Genomic DNA, 15,313 nt, shown 5'->3' with positions numbered 1-15,313 from the left:
CGGCAAGGTGGGTGAGTGCTCACTCACCTCGCCGTACACGTCGGCCCCGGCCGCCCGCGCGGCGCGAGGTCAGTACGCCACGCCCAGCGCGTGGCCCGCGAGGGACGGGTCGTCGGCCGCCCCGAGCATCGCGTGGGCGACGTCCGCGCGGCTGATGGTGCGGCCCTTCGGGGGGTTGGCGTCGACGGCGGTGCGGTACGTGCCCGTGAGCGGGCCGTTCGTCAGGCGCGGCGGCCGGACCGGGGTCCACGCGGTGTCGCTCTCGCGCAGGAGCCTCTCCATCGCGCGCAGGTCCTCGTAGACCGGCTTCAGCAGCGTGTCGATCGCGCCCAGCATCGCCCGGTCCAGGAGGCCCGTGCCCGGTGCGGGCGGCGCGAGCGGGGCCGCGCTCACCACCACGAGGCGCCGCGTCCCCGCCGCCGCCAGCGCCGCGAGGACCGTCCGCGTCAGCCGCTCCGCGAGCCCCGTACGCGCCTGCGCCTTGTTCGCCACGCCGAGCCCCGAGAGCACCGCGTCGCGCCCGGCGACCGCGGCGACCAGCTCGTCCGGCGATTCGAGCGCGGACCGTACGACCTCCAGCCCCGTGCCCCGCGCGTCGAGCCGCGCCGGATCGCGGACGACCGCCGTCACCTCGTGGCCCGCGGCGAGCGCCTGGCGCACCGCCTCGCCGCCGACTCCACCGGTCGCGCCGAATACCGTCAGCTTCATGATCTTCCCCCTCGATCAGGTGGGTGAGTGCTCACTCACCCCCACAATGGGGAGAACGCGGGCCGCACGTCAAGGACTTGGGCCCAGTGTCCGGGAGGGGAACGCATGACTGAGGACCTGTACCACCGGCCCTTCGGCGAGGCCACGATGGCGCCCGCCAGGACCCGGGTGCTCGACGCGGCGCTCCGGCTGATGCGGGAGGCCGGGCTCGTCGGAGCCACGACGAAGGAGATCGCGCGCACCGCGCGCTGCTCCGAGGCCGTGCTCTACAAGTACTTCGGCAGCAAGGAGAACCTCTTCGTCGAGGTCCTGCGCACTCGGCTGCCGCGCCTCGACCCGCCCCGCGCCGGGGGCCCCGAGACCGTCGCCGCGATACTCGCCGCCTACTGCCGCCGCGCGGTCGCCTTCTACGCCGAGACCTTCCCGATCGCCGCCTCGCTCTACGCCGAACCGGCCCTGCGCGCACGCCACTTCGAGGCGCTGCGCGAACTCGGCGCGGGCCCCCACGTACCGCTGCGGCACCTGGAGGAGTACCTGCGCGAGGAGCGCGACGCGGGCCGCGTCGCCGCCGGGGCCGACCCGCGCGCCGCCGCCGCGCTGCTCCTCGGCGCCTGCGCCCAGCGCGCCTTCGCGCACGAGGCCACCGAGACCGGGCGGGCTCCCGACAGCGACGAGGAGTTCGCGGAGGCGATCGTGGGGACGCTGCTCGGGGGCCTGACGCGGGACGCGGAGGAGTGATCCTCTAGGCTCGCCGGGCGCGGCCGGGGGGCCGGGCTTCTGCGCGTTCCTTGGGGGGAACCTGATGCGGCTGCGTCCGTGGCGAGCTGTGCTGTCCGTCTGCTGTGCGGTGCTTGTGATGAGCGGCGCCGCCGCCTGTGGTGATGCCGCAGAGGCGGGGAAGGACGAGCCCGGCGCGCGGCCGGCCGCCGGGCCCCTGACCGAGACGCTCGACGCGGACGGCACCACGATCCACGTCGGGCGGGAACTGGCGGCGGGCACGATGCACGTCTACGAGGACCCCCGCTGCCCCGTCTGCAAGGAGTTCGAGGACTCGGGCGGGGCACGGGTGCTGCGCGAGAACACCGAGAACGGATACGTGCGCACCGACTACACGCTCGCCTCCTTCCTCGACGACGGCCTCGGCGGCGGGGGTTCCAAGCGCGCGGTCAACGCGCTGCGCGCCGCCCTGGAGGAGGGGCACTTCGCCGCGTACCACGACGTCCTCTACGCCCACCAGCCCGCGGAGAGCGTCGACGGCTTCACGACCGAGCGGCTCCTCGCGCTCGCCTCGAAGGTGAAGGGCCTGCGCGGCCCCGCGTTCGACAAGGCGGTCCGCACGATGCGGTACGCGGACTTCGTCGCCGCTTCCGAGGCCGCCTACGAGCGCGACGGCATCCAGGGCACACCGTCCTTCTTCCTCGACGACACCCTCATCGCGAGCGGTACGAACGACATGGTCACCACGGAGACCGGGATGACCCTCACCCTCGTCACGCGCGGGCAGGAGCAACTCAAGCAGTCGTAGAACGTGTCCGTGGCAGGACCTCGGGCGTGCCCTGGTACGCCAGCCAGTCGTCCACCCGCGCCAGCAGCTTCTCGCGCACGTCCACCGGCGCCGCCGAGCCCCGTACCGACTGCCGGGCCAGCTCCGCCAGTTCGGCGTCCGTGAAGCCGTGGTCGCGGCGGGCGATCTCGTACTGCGCCGTGAGCCGCGCGCCGAAGAGGAGCGGGTCGTCGGCGCCGAGCGCCATCGGGACCCCGGCCTCGAAGAGGGTGCGCAGCGGGACGTCCGCCTGCTTCGGGTAGACGCCGAGCGCCACGTTCGACGCCGGGCACACCTCGCACGTCACGCCCGAGTCGGCGAGGCGGCGCAGCAGGACCGGGTCCTCGGCCGCGCGCACCCCGTGCCCCACGCGCGCGGCGTGCAGGTCGTCGAGGCAGTCCCGTACCGAGGAGGGGCCCGCCAGCTCGCCCCCGTGCGGCGCCGCGAGGAGCCCGCCCTCGCGCGCGATCGCGAAGGCGCGGTCGAAATCGCGCGCCATCCCGCGCCGCTCGTCGTTGGAGAGCCCGAAGCCGACCACGCCCTGATCGGCGAAGCGCACCGCGAGGCGCGCGAGCGTGCGGGCGTCGAGCGGGTGCTTCATGCGGTTCGCGGCGACGAGGACGCGCATCCCGAGCCCGGTGTCGCGCGAGGCCGAGGCGACCGCGTCGAGGATGATCTCCAGGGCCGGGATCAGGCCGCCGAGCGCGGGCGCGTACGAGGTCGGGTCGACCTGGATCTCCAGCCACCCCGAGCCGTCGCGCACGTCCTCCTCGGCCGCCTCGCGGACGAGGCGCTGGATGTCCTCGGGCGCGCGCAGGCAGGCGCGGGCGGCGTCGTAGAGGCGCTGGAAGCGGAACCAGCCGCGCTCGTCGGTGGCGCGCAGCCGCGGCGGCTCGCCCGAGGTGAGGGCGTCGGGGAGCCGTACCCCGTACTTGTCGGCGAGTTCGAGCAGCGTCGAGGAACGCATCGACCCGGTGAAATGCAGGTGCAGATGTGCCTTCGGCAGTTCGGTGAGGTCTCTGGCCCCGTCCCTGACCACCCCGGCGCGGGGGTTCACGTGCATGCGCTCCATTCATGAATCCTGCCGCACGAGGGCGGCTGTCCGGTAGCCGGTTACCCCTTCGAGCACTTGCCCGAACGCTCGTCCGGATACGGCGGCGGGCCCCCGCCCGGTGAAGGGTGGGGGCCCGCTCGGGTCCGTGCGACCGCTCGCGGTCAGTCCTTCGCCTCCGCGAGGAGCTTCTGGAGCCGGCCGACGCCCTCGATGAGGTCCTCGTCCCCGAGCGCGTACGAGAGCCGCAGGTAACCGGGGGTGCCGAAGGCTTCGCCCGGGACGACCGCGACCTCGACCTCGTCGAGGATCAGCGCGGCCAGCTCGACGCTGTCGGCGGGACGGCGGCCCCGGATCTCCTTGCCGAGCAGGTCCTTGACCGAGGGGTACGCGTAGAAGGCGCCCTCGGGCTCGGGGCAGAGCACGCCCTCGATCTCGTTGAGCATCCGCACGATCGTGCGGCGGCGGCGGTCGAAGGCCGTGCGCATCTCGGCGACCGCGTCGAGGCTGCCGGAGACGGCGGCCAGCGCGGCGGCCTGCGAGACGTTGCCGACGTTCGAGGTCGCGTGCGACTGGAGGTTCGTCGCGGCCTTGATGACGTCCTTCGGGCCGATGACCCAGCCCACCCGCCAGCCGGTCATCGCGTACGTCTTCGCCACGCCGTTCACCACGACGCAGCGGTCGCGCAGCTCGGGCACGATCGCCGGGAGCGAGGTGAACGTCGCGTCCCCGTACACGAGGTGCTCGTAGATCTCGTCCGTGAGCACCCACAGGCCGTGCTCGACGGCCCAGCGCCCGATCGCCTCGGCCTCGGCCTCCGGGTAGACGGCCCCCGTCGGGTTGGAGGGGGAGACGAAGAGCAGCACCTTGGTGCGCTCGGTGCGGGCCGCCTCCAGCTGCTCCAGCGTGACGCGGTAGCCGGTCGTCTCGTCCGCGACGACCTCGACCGGCACGCCGCCCGCGAGCCGGATCGACTCGGGGTACGTGGTCCAGTACGGGGCCGGGACGATGACCTCGTCGCCCGGGTCGAGGATCGCGGCGAACGCCTCATAGATGGCCTGCTTGCCGCCGTTGGTCACGAGCACCTGCGAGGCGTCGATCTCGTAGCCGGAGTCGCGCAGCGTCTTCGCGGCGATCGCGGCCTTCAGCTCGGGGAGCCCCCCGGCCGGCGTGTAGCGGTGGTTGCGCGGTTCGCGGCACGCCTCGACGGCGGCGTCGACGATGTATCCGGGCGTGGGGAAGTCGGGTTCACCCGCGCCGAAGCCGATCACCGGACGCCCGGCGGCCTTGAGGGCCTTGGCCTTGGCGTCGACGGCGAGGGTCGCGGACTCGGAGATGGCGGCGATGCGCGCGGATACCCGGCGCTCGGTGGGAGGGGTTGCAGCGCTCATGTCCCCATCGTTTCAGACCGGGAACATCCCGGGCACCGGGGTTTGCGGATCGAGACGGGGGCCGGTGCGCGAGCGGGACGGCGGCGGTACGGGGGACGGGGCGCGGCCCGCGCGCGGGCCGGACGGGCCGGGCTCGCGGAACTACGCGTTCGACCTGGGAGCCCGGAACACGTATGCTCTCTCCTCGTTGGCCCACGGCGGACCGGTTCGGCGCAGGCACTTAGTGTCGGCGGACGGATGCGGTACGTTGGGGCGGGCAAAGGGTCGTAGCTCAATTGGTAGAGCACTGGTCTCCAAAACCAGCGGTTGGGGGTTCAAGTCCCTCCGGCCCTGCTTCACACACCTTCGGGTATGTGTGCGCATGTGTACGTACAGCTATTGCACCGCCGTGCGGCTCCCCTGGGTGCGGTACGGCACCCGACCGGGAATTCAGGTGAGGACACGTGACGGACGCCGTGGGCTCCATCGATACGCCTGATGCCCAGGACGAGGCACCCCGCCCCAAGAAGAAGGGCGGCAAGCGCGGCAAGAAGGGCCCCCTGGGCCGGCTCGCGCTCTTCTACCGACAGGTCATCGCGGAGCTCCGCAAGGTCGTCTGGCCCACGCGCAATCAGCTCTCGACGTACACGACCGTCGTCATCGTCTTCGTGGTGATCATGATTGGCCTGGTCACCGTGATCGACTACGGATTCTCGCAGGCCGCCAAGTACGTTTTTGGCTGAGCCGGCATGCACAATGCGAAGGGCGCCGTACTCGGCGCCCCTTTCGCGTGTTCCACCCCTATGTATCAGGAAGAAGCAGCGACGTGTCTGACCCGAACCTGAACGGCGCCGACCAGCCCGCGCACGAGGGCCCGGCCTCCGCCGAGGACGTTCTCGGCGCCGAGGCCGAGGGCGCCGTGGAGCCGGAGCAGGCCGCGGCTGCGGAAGCCCAGGCCGAGACCGAGGCCGCCGCGGTCGGCGAGGAAGCCGCTGAGGCGGAGGAGACCGCGGCCGACGCGGACGGACTCGCCGCCGAGGAAGCCGAGCAGGACGCCGAGGACGCGGCGGAGGACGCCGCGGACGAAGAGGCCGCCGAGGAAGCCGCCGAGGAAGAGGAAGAGGCCGTCGACCCCGTCGCGGCCCTGCGCGAGGAACTGCGCACCCTGCCCGGCGAGTGGTACGTCATCCACACCTACGCCGGTTACGAGAACCGCGTGAAGACGAACCTGGAGCAGCGCGCCGTCTCGCTCAACGTCGAGGAGTTCATCTTCCAGGCCGAGGTGCCGCAGGAAGAGGTCGTCCAGATCAAGAACGGCGACCGCAAGACGATCCGGCAGAACAAGCTCCCCGGTTACGTCCTCGTCCGCATGGACCTCACCAACGAGTCCTGGGGCGTCGTCCGCAACACCCCCGGCGTCACCGGCTTCGTCGGCAACGCCTACGACCCGTACCCGCTGACCCTCGACGAGATCGTCAAGATGCTCGCCCCCGAGGCGGAGGAGAAGGCGGCCCGCGAGGCCGCCGAGGCCGAGGGCAAGCCCGCGCCGCAGCGCAAGGTCGAGGTCCAGGTCCTCGACTTCGAGGTCGGCGACTCGGTCACCGTCACGGACGGCCCCTTCGCGACCCTCCAGGCGACGATCAACGAGATCAACGCCGACTCCAAGAAGGTCAAGGGCCTCGTGGAGATCTTCGGTCGCGAGACCCCGGTCGAGCTGAGCTTCGACCAGATCCAGAAGAACTGATCCGGGCGGCGCCCTCGGTCGAAGGGTGCCGCGCCGCGCGGACTTCCGGCAGGTCACAGGGGGTACGGGGAGACCCGGCACCCCCTGTGACCTGCCGGTTTTTGAGCGTACAGCGATACCCGTTACCGTTGTGCGGTATGCCTCCGTCCGGTCGAACCGCGTAAAACCGGTTGCCCCGGACGCAGGCCGAACACTTCTCACCAGGACCCGGAGAGAGCAATGCCTCCCAAGAAGAAGAAGGTCACGGGGCTGATCAAGCTCCAGATCCAGGCCGGTGCCGCCAACCCGGCCCCGCCGGTCGGCCCCGCGCTGGGTCAGCACGGCGTCAACATCATGGAGTTCTGCAAGGCCTACAACGCCGCGACCGAGTCGCAGCGCGGCTGGGTCATCCCGGTCGAGATCACGGTCTACGAGGACCGCTCCTTCACCTTCATCACGAAGACCCCGCCCGCCGCGAAGATGATCCTCCGCGCCGCCGGTGTCGAGAAGGGCTCGGGCGAGCCGCACAAGACCAAGGTCGCCAAGATCACGGACGCCCAGGTCCGCGAGATCGCCCAGACCAAGATGGAAGACCTCAACGCCAACGACATCGACGCCGCCGCGAAGATCATCGCCGGTACCGCGCGTTCGATGGGCGTCACCGTCGAGGGCTGAGCCCGCGGCAGGGCCCGCCGGGCCCCGTAGACCTCTTGTGGCAGGACGAGCGCCGTCCGGACCACAACTCCGCAACAGAACACCAGGAGCAGTAGTGAAGCGCAGCAAGTCCCTCCGGGCTGCCGACGCCAAGATCGACCGGGAGCGCCTGTACGCGCCCCTGGAGGCGATCCGGCTGGCCAAGGACACCGCCACCACCAAGTTCGACTCGACCGTCGAGATCGCCTTCCGCCTGGGTGTCGACCCGCGCAAGGCCGACCAGATGGTCCGTGGCACCGTGAACCTCCCGCACGGCACCGGCAAGACCGCCCGGGTCCTGGTCTTCGCGACCGGTGACCGTGCCGAGGCCGCGCGTGCCGCGGGCGCCGACATCGTCGGCGCCGACGAGCTGATCGACGAGGTCGCGAAGGGGCGTCTGGACTTCGACGCCGTCGTCGCGACGCCGGACCTCATGGGCAAGGTCGGCCGCCTCGGCCGCGTGCTCGGCCCGCGCAGCCTCATGCCGAACCCGAAGACCGGCACCGTGACCCCCGACGCGGCCAAGGCCGTCAAGGAGATCAAGGGCGGCAAGATCGAGTTCCGCGTCGACAAGCACTCGAACCTCCACTTCATCGTCGGCAAGTCGTCCTTCACGGACGAGCAGCTCGTCGAGAACTACGGCGCCGCGCTCGACGAGATCCTTCGTCTCAAGCCGTCCGCCGCGAAGGGCCGCTACATCAAGAAGGCCGTCGTGAGCACCACGATGGGCCCCGGCGTCCCGGTCGACCCCAACCGCACCCGTAACCTCCTCACCGAGGAGGACCCGGCCGCCGTCTGAGCCCCTGGCTCCAGCCGGTGACCGCGTCACGGACGCGCGTCTTCCCGAAGGCCCCGCACCCGTCCCGGGTGCGGGGCCTTCGCGCGCTCTGTCGCCGCGCGGGCGCGCGTGCTTGGGTGGGGCGTTCGAGGCGAGGGGGCTTACGTGCGCGGGTGGGGACGGGGTACGGCGGCGGCGCTCGCGGGCTGCCTGCTGCTCGCCGGGTGCGGGGGGTCCGGCGGCGGTACGGGGGAGAGCCGCGGGGCCCGCGGGGAGGCGGCGCGGGTGCTGCGGGAGGCGGTGCGCGCCACGGAGGCGGCCGGCTCGGCCCGTACGGAGTCCGTCTCCGAGATCGAGGGGGAGCTGACCCGCAGCCGGGGTGCCCTCGACTGGTCGGGGAAGCCGTACGGGCGGCTGCGGGTGGGGGTGGGCGGCGACCTCGTGCTGAAGGACGGCGAGGCGTGGGTACGGCTCGCGCGGCCGGTGGCCGGGAAGCGCTGGGTGCGGCAGGGGACGGGGACCGACCTCGTACCGGCCGCCTCGCTGCGGCTGCTCCTCGCCGCCGCCGACGCGCACCGGGCCGGACGGGCGCGGGTACGGGGCGTCGTCACGACGCACTGGGCGGGACGCGTACGGGCCGCCGAGTCGGCGCGGGTGCGGGAGGCGGGGGTCGCGGCGCAGAGCGTGGACGTGTGGCTGGACGCGCGGGGACGGCTCGTGAAGCGGGTCGAGTCGGGGCGCGGGAAGGCGGGGCTCGTACGCGTCACGACGTACTGGAGCGGGTTCGGGACGGACGTGGAGGTGCCGCGGGTGCCGGGCGGCGGGAACTGAATCCGGTTCGGGGGTGTCGTACCCCTCGGGTAATGTGCGGGAAAAATCCGGGGTACGCACAGTGGAAGCATGGGGTGGGGAAATGAGCAACACAGCGTGGGGCCGGGGGCGTACGGGCCGCGTCGTGGGGGCGGCAATCGCGGTGGCGCTCCTCGGCGGGGCGGCGACGGCGTGCAACGGGGACGACTCCGGGGACAAGAAGAGCGACGCGAAGCCGGCGGCGGAGAAGTCCTCGGCCGCGCCCGCCGGGGACGTGGACCCGCAGGAGGCCCTGAAGGCGGCCTCGGACAAGGTCAGCACCTTCAAGTCCGTCACCGTCGACATGACGACGAAGGCCCCGGCGGCGACCGCCGGAGTGGGCGGCGCGACCGCCACGAAGGGCAAGCTCGGCTGGGACCCGCTGGCCATGGACATGGTCGTGAAGACCGGTCAGGCCGAGGCCGGAATGCCCGCCGAGATCCCCATGAAGTGGGACGGCGACGTCATGTACATGGACATGGGGACGGACGGCGCCGCCCAGATGGACGGCAAGCGCTGGATGAAGATCGACCTCGCCGCCGCGGCCAAGGCCGGCGGTGCCGGGGACGCCATGGAGCAGTTCGACCAGCTCATGGGCTCCTTCAACCAGGGCCCCGCGATGCAGATCGACATGCTCCGCGCCGCCAAGGGCGTCAAGTACGTCGGCACCGAGAAGGTCGGCGGTGTCGAGGCGAAGCACTTCCGCGGCACGGTGGCGGGCGACGCGCTGCTGAACACGGAGGGCACGTTCAAGGGCATGGACGCCGAGACGCAGAAGCAGTTGCGGGACACCTTCAAGAAGTCCGGCCTGAAGTCGCAGGACATGGACCTGTGGATCGGCGCCGACGACCTGCTCGTCCGCGCGGACAGCAAGGCGGTCACCAAGGACGGAGCCGTCACCACGAAGGCCCTGTACTCGGACTTCACGGGCGCGCTCAAGGTGACCGCCCCGCCCGCCGGTCAGACGATGGACCTCATGAAGATGCTCCAGGGCATCGGCGACCTCACGAAGGACGGCGGCCCGAGTGACGCCGACATGAAGGAACTCGAGGACGCGCTCGGCGGCGAGTGACCGTCGCGCGGTGCCGGGCCCGCCGGGGGCGATTTGCTCCGGGCGGGCCCGCTCCCGTACTCTCACTCCCGTAGCCGAAGACCGCTGGTCGCCCCCGTGCCGAAAGGCGTGGAGGCCGAAGGACTCGCAGATACGCGAGCGACCCGCGCAGGTGCGAATGAGGACCGCAGCTCCCGGACGTCCAGTCCGGTCGAGCCACGCCCCGTGCGCCTGCGCCGGGGCGTTTCGCTTGTTCTCCACTCTCCTTCGCCCCGGTGGTCCACGGCTCGTCTGCGGCTGATCGCGAGGTCAGTCGAAGCTCATCACCCCGGAAGGAGGCCGAGGCACATGGCGACCGCTGACAAGGTCGATGCCGTTGAGGAGATCACGGAGAAGCTCCGTAACTCCAACGCTGCCGTCGTTACCGCGTACACGGGTCTGTCCGTCGCGCAGCTCAAGCAGCTGCGTCGTTCTCTCGGCGAGAACGCTCAGTACCGTGTGGTGAAGAACACGCTGACCAAGATCGCGGCCAAGGAGGCCGGGTTCTCGGAGCTGGACGAGCACCTCAAGGGCTCGACGGCCGTCGCTTTCGTCACCGGTGACCCGGTCGAGGCGGCGAAGGGTCTCCGTGACTTCGCCAAGGACAACCCCGCGCTTGTCATCAAGGGCGGTGTTCTCGACGGCAAGGCGCTCTCCGCCGACGAGATCAAGAAGCTTGCGGACCTCGAGTCCCGCGAGGTTCTGCTGGCCAAGCTGGCGGGCGCCATGAAGGGCAAGCAGTCGCAGGCTGCCGCGCTCTTCCAGGCGCTTCCCTCGAAGTTCGTCCGCACCGCGGAGGCGCTTCGTGCCAAGAAGGCCGAGCAGGGCGGTGCCGAGTAATTCGGCTCGTTTTCTGACCCGAGCCCGCTGAGCGGGCGGAGGTCGACGCGGGCCGTACGTACGCCCGCCGACATGTACATCCGGCACCAGCCGAAGAGTGGAAGGACCGCCATCATGGCGAAGCTCAGCCAGGAAGACCTCCTCGCCCAGTTCGAGGAAATGACCCTCATCGAGCTCTCCGAGTTCGTGAAGGCCTTCGAGGACAAGTTCGACGTCACCGCCGCCGCCCCCGCGGCCGTCGCGGTCCAGGGTGGCGGCGCCGCCCCGGCCGAGGCCGCCGAGGAGCAGGACGAGTTCGACGTCATCCTCACGGGTGCCGGCGACAAGAAGATCCAGGTCATCAAGGTCGTGCGTGAGCTGACCTCGCTGGGTCTCAAGGAGGCCAAGGACCTCGTGGACGGCACGCCGAAGCCCGTCCTGGAGAAGGTCGACAAGGCCGCCGCCGACAAGGCCGCCGATGCCCTCAAGGGCGCCGGCGCCTCCGTCGAGGTCAAGTGATTCGAGGTCCGCGAGGACCTTTCGCACGCGTCCGTCGCGCGGCCCCGTGAGGGGCCCGCACGGGCACGTACGTACGAAGGCTGCCCCGGCCGGATGATGGCCGTGGCAACCGTTCCACGACGTTTTCACCCTGGGGTGTAACGCCGAGGGGTCGAAGGGCGATCACCCAACCGGGTGGTCGCCCTTTGGCGTTGCCGTGGCGGGTGCTGCGGGCGTTCCGCCCCTGCGGGTAGGGTGATCTTCGTTGTGCGCCCGGCCCCGGGCCCTGGGCCCCTGTGGGCCCGCACGGCGGCCGAGCGGTGGGGCGCGGGGGCCTTGACGAACGGCACGCAGCGCGCAATTCTCAGTGCGCGTCGTCACAACGATCCTCAATCCGAGGCATGGATCGGTGGCGAAGAGGGCAGTATCGGAGTGCGTCGTCAGGCGCACGGAACGCGCAGGAGTTGTGATCAGCGAGAGTCTCGCGCATCCGGGAGAAAACCCGGACTGGACATCAGTGGGCCATATGGCTACACTGTCCCTTTGCGCTGCCTGTTAGCTGCCTCCTGCCCGTCACCAGGGGCATCCCCGAGCCGAGCACCGAACGAAAAAACAGGCCCTGACCAGGGCTTTCACTCGGTGCGTCCAGCCCGGGACCGGTACGCGCGTAGTGAGTCCGAGCCCTCGGAAGGACCCCCTCTTGGCCGCCTCGCGCACTGCCTCGACCGCACAAACGAACAACGGTGCCAGCACCGCCCCGCTGCGCATTTCTTTCGCAAAGATCCGGGAGCCTCTCGAGGTTCCCAACCTGCTCGCCCTTCAGACCGAGAGCTTCGACTGGCTGCTCGGCAACGACGCCTGGAAGTCCCGCGTCGAGGCGGCCCTCGCGGGCGGCATGTCCGTCCCCACCAAGTCCGGTCTGGAGGAGATCTTCGAGGAGATCTCCCCGATCGAGGACTTCTCCGGGTCGATGTCGCTGACGTTCCGCGACCACCGCTTCGAGCCGCCGAAGAACTCCATCGACGAGTGCAAGGACCGCGACTTCACGTACGCCGCCCCGCTCTTCGTCACCGCCGAGTTCACCAACAACGAGACCGGCGAGATCAAGTCCCAGACGGTCTTCATGGGCGACTTCCCGCTCATGACCAACAAGGGCACCTTCGTCATCAACGGCACCGAGCGTGTCGTGGTCTCCCAGCTGGTCCGCTCGCCGGGCGTCTACTTCGATTCCTCGATCGACAAGACCTCCGACAAGGACATCTACTCCGCCAAGATCATCCCCTCCCGGGGTGCCTGGCTGGAGATGGAGATCGACAAGCGCGACATGGTCGGTGTCCGCATCGACCGCAAGCGCAAGCAGTCGGTGACCGTACTGCTCAAGGCGCTCGGCTGGACGACCGAGCAGATCCTCGAGGAGTTCGGCCAGTACGAGTCGATGCGCGCCACCCTGGAGAAGGACCACACCCAGGGCCAGGACGACGCGCTCCTCGACATCTACCGCAAGCTGCGTCCGGGCGAGCCGCCCACCCGTGAGGCCGCCCAGAACCTTCTGGAGAACCTCTACTTCAACCCGAAGCGCTACGACCTCGCGAAGGTCGGCCGCTACAAGGTCAACAAGAAGCTCGGTTCGGAAGCGCCGCTGGACGCCGGGGTGCTCACCACCGACGACATCCTCGCCACGATCAAGTACCTCGTGCAGCTGCACGCGGGCGAGACCGAGGCGACCGTCGGTGACGAGGGCAAGACGATCGTCGTCGAGACCGACGACATCGACCACTTCGGCAACCGCCGCCTGCGCAACGTCGGCGAGCTGATCCAGAACCAGGTCCGCACGGGTCTCGCCCGTATGGAGCGCGTCGTGCGCGAGCGCATGACGACCCAGGACGTCGAGGCGATCACCCCGCAGACCCTCATCAACATCCGGCCGGTCGTCGCCTCCATCAAGGAGTTCTTCGGCACCAGCCAGCTGTCCCAGTTCATGGACCAGAACAACCCGCTGTCCGGGCTGACGCACAAGCGTCGTCTGTCCGCGCTCGGCCCGGGTGGTCTCTCCCGTGAGCGGGCCGGCTTCGAGGTCCGCGACGTGCACCCGTCCCACTACGGACGCATGTGCCCGATCGAGACCCCGGAAGGCCCGAACATCGGCCTGATCGGCTCGCTCGCCTCCTACGGTCGCGTCAACGCCTTCGGCTTCGTCGAGACCCCGTACCGCAAGGTCGTCGACGGTGTCGTCACCGACGACGTCGACTACCTGACGGCCGACGAGGAGGACCGCTTCGTCATCGCCCAGGCGAACGCGCCGCTCACGGACGACCTCCACTTCGAGGAGGCCCGCGTCCTGGTGCGCCGCCGCGGCGGCGAGGTCGACTACGTCCCCGGGGACGACGTCGACTACATGGATGTCTCGCCGCGCCAGATGGTGTCCGTCGCGACCGCGATGATCCCCTTCCTGGAGCACGACGACGCCAACCGTGCCCTCATGGGCGCGAACATGATGCGCCAGGCGGTGCCGCTGATCAAGTCCGAGGCGCCCATCGTCGGCACCGGCATGGAGTACCGCTCCGCGACCGACGCCGGCGACGTGCTCAAGGCCGACAAGGACGGTGTGGTCCAGGAGGTCTCCGCGGACTACATCACGACCGCGAACGACGACGGCACGTACACCACGTACCGCCTCGCGAAGTTCTCGCGCTCCAACCAGGGCACCTCGGTCAACCAGAAGGTCATCGTCAACGAGAACGACCGGGTCATCGTCGGCCAGGTCCTCGCGGACGGTCCCGCGACCGAGAACGGCGAGATGGCGCTCGGCAAGAACCTTCTTGTCGCCTTCATGCCGTGGGAGGGTCACAACTACGAGGACGCGATCATCCTGTCGCAGCGCCTCGTGCAGGACGACGTCCTCTCCTCGATCCACATCGAGGAGCACGAGGTCGACGCCCGTGACACCAAGCTCGGCCCCGAGGAGATCACCCGGGACATCCCGAACGTCTCCGAGGAGGTCCTCGCCGACCTCGACGAGCGCGGCATCATCCGCATCGGCGCCGAGGTCATCGCCGGTGACATCCTCGTCGGCAAGGTCACGCCCAAGGGCGAGACCGAGCTGACCCCCGAGGAGCGCCTGCTGCGCGCGATCTTCGGCGAGAAGGCCCGTGAGGTCCGTGACACCTCGCTCAAGGTCCCGCACGGCGAGATCGGCAAGGTCATCGGCGTCCGCGTCTTCGACCGCGAGGAGGGCGACGAGCTTCCCCCGGGCGTGAACCAGCTGGTCCGCGTCTACGTCGCCCAGAAGCGCAAGATCACCGACGGTGACAAGCTCGCGGGCCGTCACGGCAACAAGGGCGTCATCTCCAAGATCCTGCCGATCGAGGACATGCCGTTCCTGGAGGACGGCACCCCGGTCGACATCATCCTGAACCCGCTGGGCGTGCCCTCGCGCATGAACCCGGGCCAGGTCATGGAGATCCACCTCGGCTGGCTCGCCAGCCAGGGCTGGGACGTCTCGCAGGTGCCCGAGGACTGGGCGCAGCGCCTCCAGGCGATCAGCGCCGACCAGGTCGCCCCCGGCACCAACGTCGCGACCCCCGTCTTCGACGGCGCCCGCGAGGACGAGCTGACCGGTCTGCTCCAGCACACCATCCCCAACCGGGACGGTGACCGCATGGTGCTGCCGTCCGGCAAGGCCCGGCTCTTCGACGGCCGCTCCGGCGAGCCGTTCCCGGACCCGATCTCGCTCGGGTACATGTACATCCTCAAGCTCCACCACCTCGTGGACGACAAGCTCCACGCGCGCTCGACCGGCCCGTACTCGATGATCACGCAGCAGCCGCTGGGTGGTAAGGCGCAGTTCGGTGGCCAGCGCTTCGGTGAGATGGAGGTGTGGGCGCTGGAAGCGTACGGCGCCGCCTACGCCCTCCAGGAGCTCCTGACGATCAAGTCCGACGACGTGACCGGCCGCGTGAAGGTCTACGAGGCCATCGTCAAGGGCGAGAACATCCCCGAGCCCGGCATTCCCGAGTCCTTCAAGGTGCTCATCAAGGAAATGCAGTCGCTCTGCCTGAACGTGGAGGTGCTGTCCTCGGACGGCATGTCCATCGAGATGCGTGACACGGACGAGGACGTCTTCCGTGCCGCCGAAGAGCTCGGTATCGACCTGTCCCGGCGCGAGCCGAGCAGCGTCGAAGAGGTCTGACG

14 protein-coding genes and 1 tRNA gene are annotated in these 15,313 nt (G+C 70.2%); 12 read left to right on the top strand and 3 right to left on the bottom strand.

Annotation, left to right across the window (positions count from 1 at the left end; translation table 11 throughout):
- Nucleotides 1-69: 69 nt before the first annotated feature.
- The gene (locus STTU_RS12330) at nt 70-708 is read right to left on the bottom strand and encodes an NAD(P)-dependent oxidoreductase (RefSeq protein ID WP_007823182.1); all 639 of its coding nucleotides are present in this window, start codon (nt 706-708) and stop codon (nt 70-72) included.
- 105 nt (nt 709-813) lie between these two features.
- Here STTU_RS12330 and STTU_RS12325 point away from each other — a divergent pair, with 105 nt between their 5' ends.
- Nucleotides 814-1,446: a TetR/AcrR family transcriptional regulator gene (locus tag STTU_RS12325; protein ID WP_007823180.1), complete on the top strand. Its 633-nt coding sequence runs from the start codon at nt 814-816 to the stop codon at nt 1,444-1,446.
- A 118-nt stretch (nt 1,447-1,564) separates the two neighbouring features.
- Nucleotides 1,565-2,233, top strand: a complete 669-nt coding sequence (locus tag STTU_RS12320; protein ID WP_043254986.1) for a DsbA family protein — start codon at nt 1,565-1,567, stop codon at nt 2,231-2,233.
- On the opposite strand, the gene STTU_RS12315 is transcribed toward STTU_RS12320, so the two are convergent.
- Both STTU_RS12315 and STTU_RS12310 read right to left on the bottom strand, forming a co-directional pair.
- Complete coding sequence (locus STTU_RS12315; protein WP_052862359.1) at nt 2,220-3,323, bottom strand: adenosine deaminase; 1,104 nt, start codon at nt 3,321-3,323, stop codon at nt 2,220-2,222. The genes STTU_RS12320 and STTU_RS12315 overlap by 14 nt on opposite strands.
- Nucleotides 3,324-3,466: 143 nt before the next feature.
- Nucleotides 3,467-4,693, bottom strand: coding sequence for a pyridoxal phosphate-dependent aminotransferase (locus STTU_RS12310; RefSeq protein WP_007823175.1), 1,227 nt, complete (start codon nt 4,691-4,693; stop codon nt 3,467-3,469).
- Nucleotides 4,694-4,953: 260 nt separating this feature from the next.
- Here STTU_RS12310 and STTU_RS12305 point away from each other — a divergent pair.
- From STTU_RS12305 to rpoB, 10 genes are all read left to right on the top strand, one after another.
- A tRNA-Trp gene (locus STTU_RS12305) sits at nt 4,954-5,026 on the top strand.
- 110 nt (nt 5,027-5,136) lie between these two features.
- Nucleotides 5,137-5,415, top strand: coding sequence for a preprotein translocase subunit SecE (secE, locus tag STTU_RS12300; protein WP_007823174.1), 279 nt, complete (start codon nt 5,137-5,139; stop codon nt 5,413-5,415).
- A gap of 83 nt (nt 5,416-5,498) precedes the next feature.
- Entirely contained in the window at nt 5,499-6,416 is a 918-nt protein-coding gene (gene nusG, locus STTU_RS12295) for a transcription termination/antitermination protein NusG (RefSeq protein ID WP_007823171.1), read from the top strand.
- 219 nt (nt 6,417-6,635) lie between these two features.
- On the top strand, nt 6,636-7,070 hold the full coding sequence (rplK, locus tag STTU_RS12290; RefSeq protein ID WP_007823169.1) for a 50S ribosomal protein L11: 435 nt from the start codon (nt 6,636-6,638) through the stop codon (nt 7,068-7,070).
- Between the two features lie 94 nt (nt 7,071-7,164).
- Nucleotides 7,165-7,887, top strand: a complete 723-nt coding sequence (gene rplA, locus STTU_RS12285) for a 50S ribosomal protein L1 (RefSeq protein ID WP_007823167.1) — start codon at nt 7,165-7,167, stop codon at nt 7,885-7,887.
- A gap of 144 nt (nt 7,888-8,031) precedes the next feature.
- Nucleotides 8,032-8,697 (top strand): hypothetical protein, encoded by a 666-nt coding sequence (locus tag STTU_RS12280; protein ID WP_007823165.1) that lies wholly within the window; start codon nt 8,032-8,034, stop codon nt 8,695-8,697.
- Nucleotides 8,698-8,779: 82 nt separating this feature from the next.
- Nucleotides 8,780-9,787, top strand: a complete 1,008-nt coding sequence (locus tag STTU_RS12275; protein WP_078518970.1) for a hypothetical protein — start codon at nt 8,780-8,782, stop codon at nt 9,785-9,787.
- A gap of 327 nt (nt 9,788-10,114) precedes the next feature.
- Nucleotides 10,115-10,645 (top strand): 50S ribosomal protein L10, encoded by a 531-nt coding sequence (rplJ, locus tag STTU_RS12270; RefSeq protein ID WP_008746149.1) that lies wholly within the window; start codon nt 10,115-10,117, stop codon nt 10,643-10,645.
- Between the two features lie 114 nt (nt 10,646-10,759).
- Nucleotides 10,760-11,143 (top strand): 50S ribosomal protein L7/L12, encoded by a 384-nt coding sequence (gene rplL / locus STTU_RS12265; protein ID WP_043254983.1) that lies wholly within the window; start codon nt 10,760-10,762, stop codon nt 11,141-11,143.
- Between the two features lie 679 nt (nt 11,144-11,822).
- Nucleotides 11,823-15,311 carry a DNA-directed RNA polymerase subunit beta gene (gene rpoB, locus STTU_RS12260; RefSeq protein WP_007823153.1) on the top strand — a complete coding sequence of 1,163 codons (3,489 nt, stop codon included), beginning with the start codon at nt 11,823-11,825 and terminating at the stop codon, nt 15,309-15,311.
- Nucleotides 15,312-15,313: the final 2 nt, after the last annotated feature.

Origin of the sequence: Streptomyces sp. Tu6071 (genome assembly GCF_000213055.1) — a bacterium.
GTDB lineage: Bacteria > Actinomycetota > Actinomycetes > Streptomycetales > Streptomycetaceae > Streptomyces > Streptomyces evansiae.
Note: the sequence above shows the minus strand (reverse complement) of the source record. Positions and strands in the feature narration are given on the sequence as shown.

Coding starts and splice junctions, on each gene's coding strand:
- STTU_RS12330 (WP_007823182.1), bottom strand. CDS start 708: ATGAAGCTGACGGTATTCGGCGCGACCGGTGGAGTCGGCGGCGAGGCG.
- rplK (WP_007823169.1), top strand. CDS start 6,636: ATGCCTCCCAAGAAGAAGAAGGTCACGGGGCTGATCAAGCTCCAGATC.
- STTU_RS12320 (WP_043254986.1), top strand. CDS start 1,565: ATGAGCGGCGCCGCCGCCTGTGGTGATGCCGCAGAGGCGGGGAAGGAC.
- rplJ (WP_008746149.1), top strand. CDS start 10,115: ATGGCGACCGCTGACAAGGTCGATGCCGTTGAGGAGATCACGGAGAAG.
- STTU_RS12310 (WP_007823175.1), bottom strand. CDS start 4,693: ATGAGCGCTGCAACCCCTCCCACCGAGCGCCGGGTATCCGCGCGCATC.
- rplL (WP_043254983.1), top strand. CDS start 10,760: ATGGCGAAGCTCAGCCAGGAAGACCTCCTCGCCCAGTTCGAGGAAATG.
- STTU_RS12315 (WP_052862359.1), bottom strand. CDS start 3,323: ATGGAGCGCATGCACGTGAACCCCCGCGCCGGGGTGGTCAGGGACGGG.
- STTU_RS12325 (WP_007823180.1), top strand. CDS start 814: ATGACTGAGGACCTGTACCACCGGCCCTTCGGCGAGGCCACGATGGCG.
- STTU_RS12275 (WP_078518970.1), top strand. CDS start 8,780: ATGAGCAACACAGCGTGGGGCCGGGGGCGTACGGGCCGCGTCGTGGGG.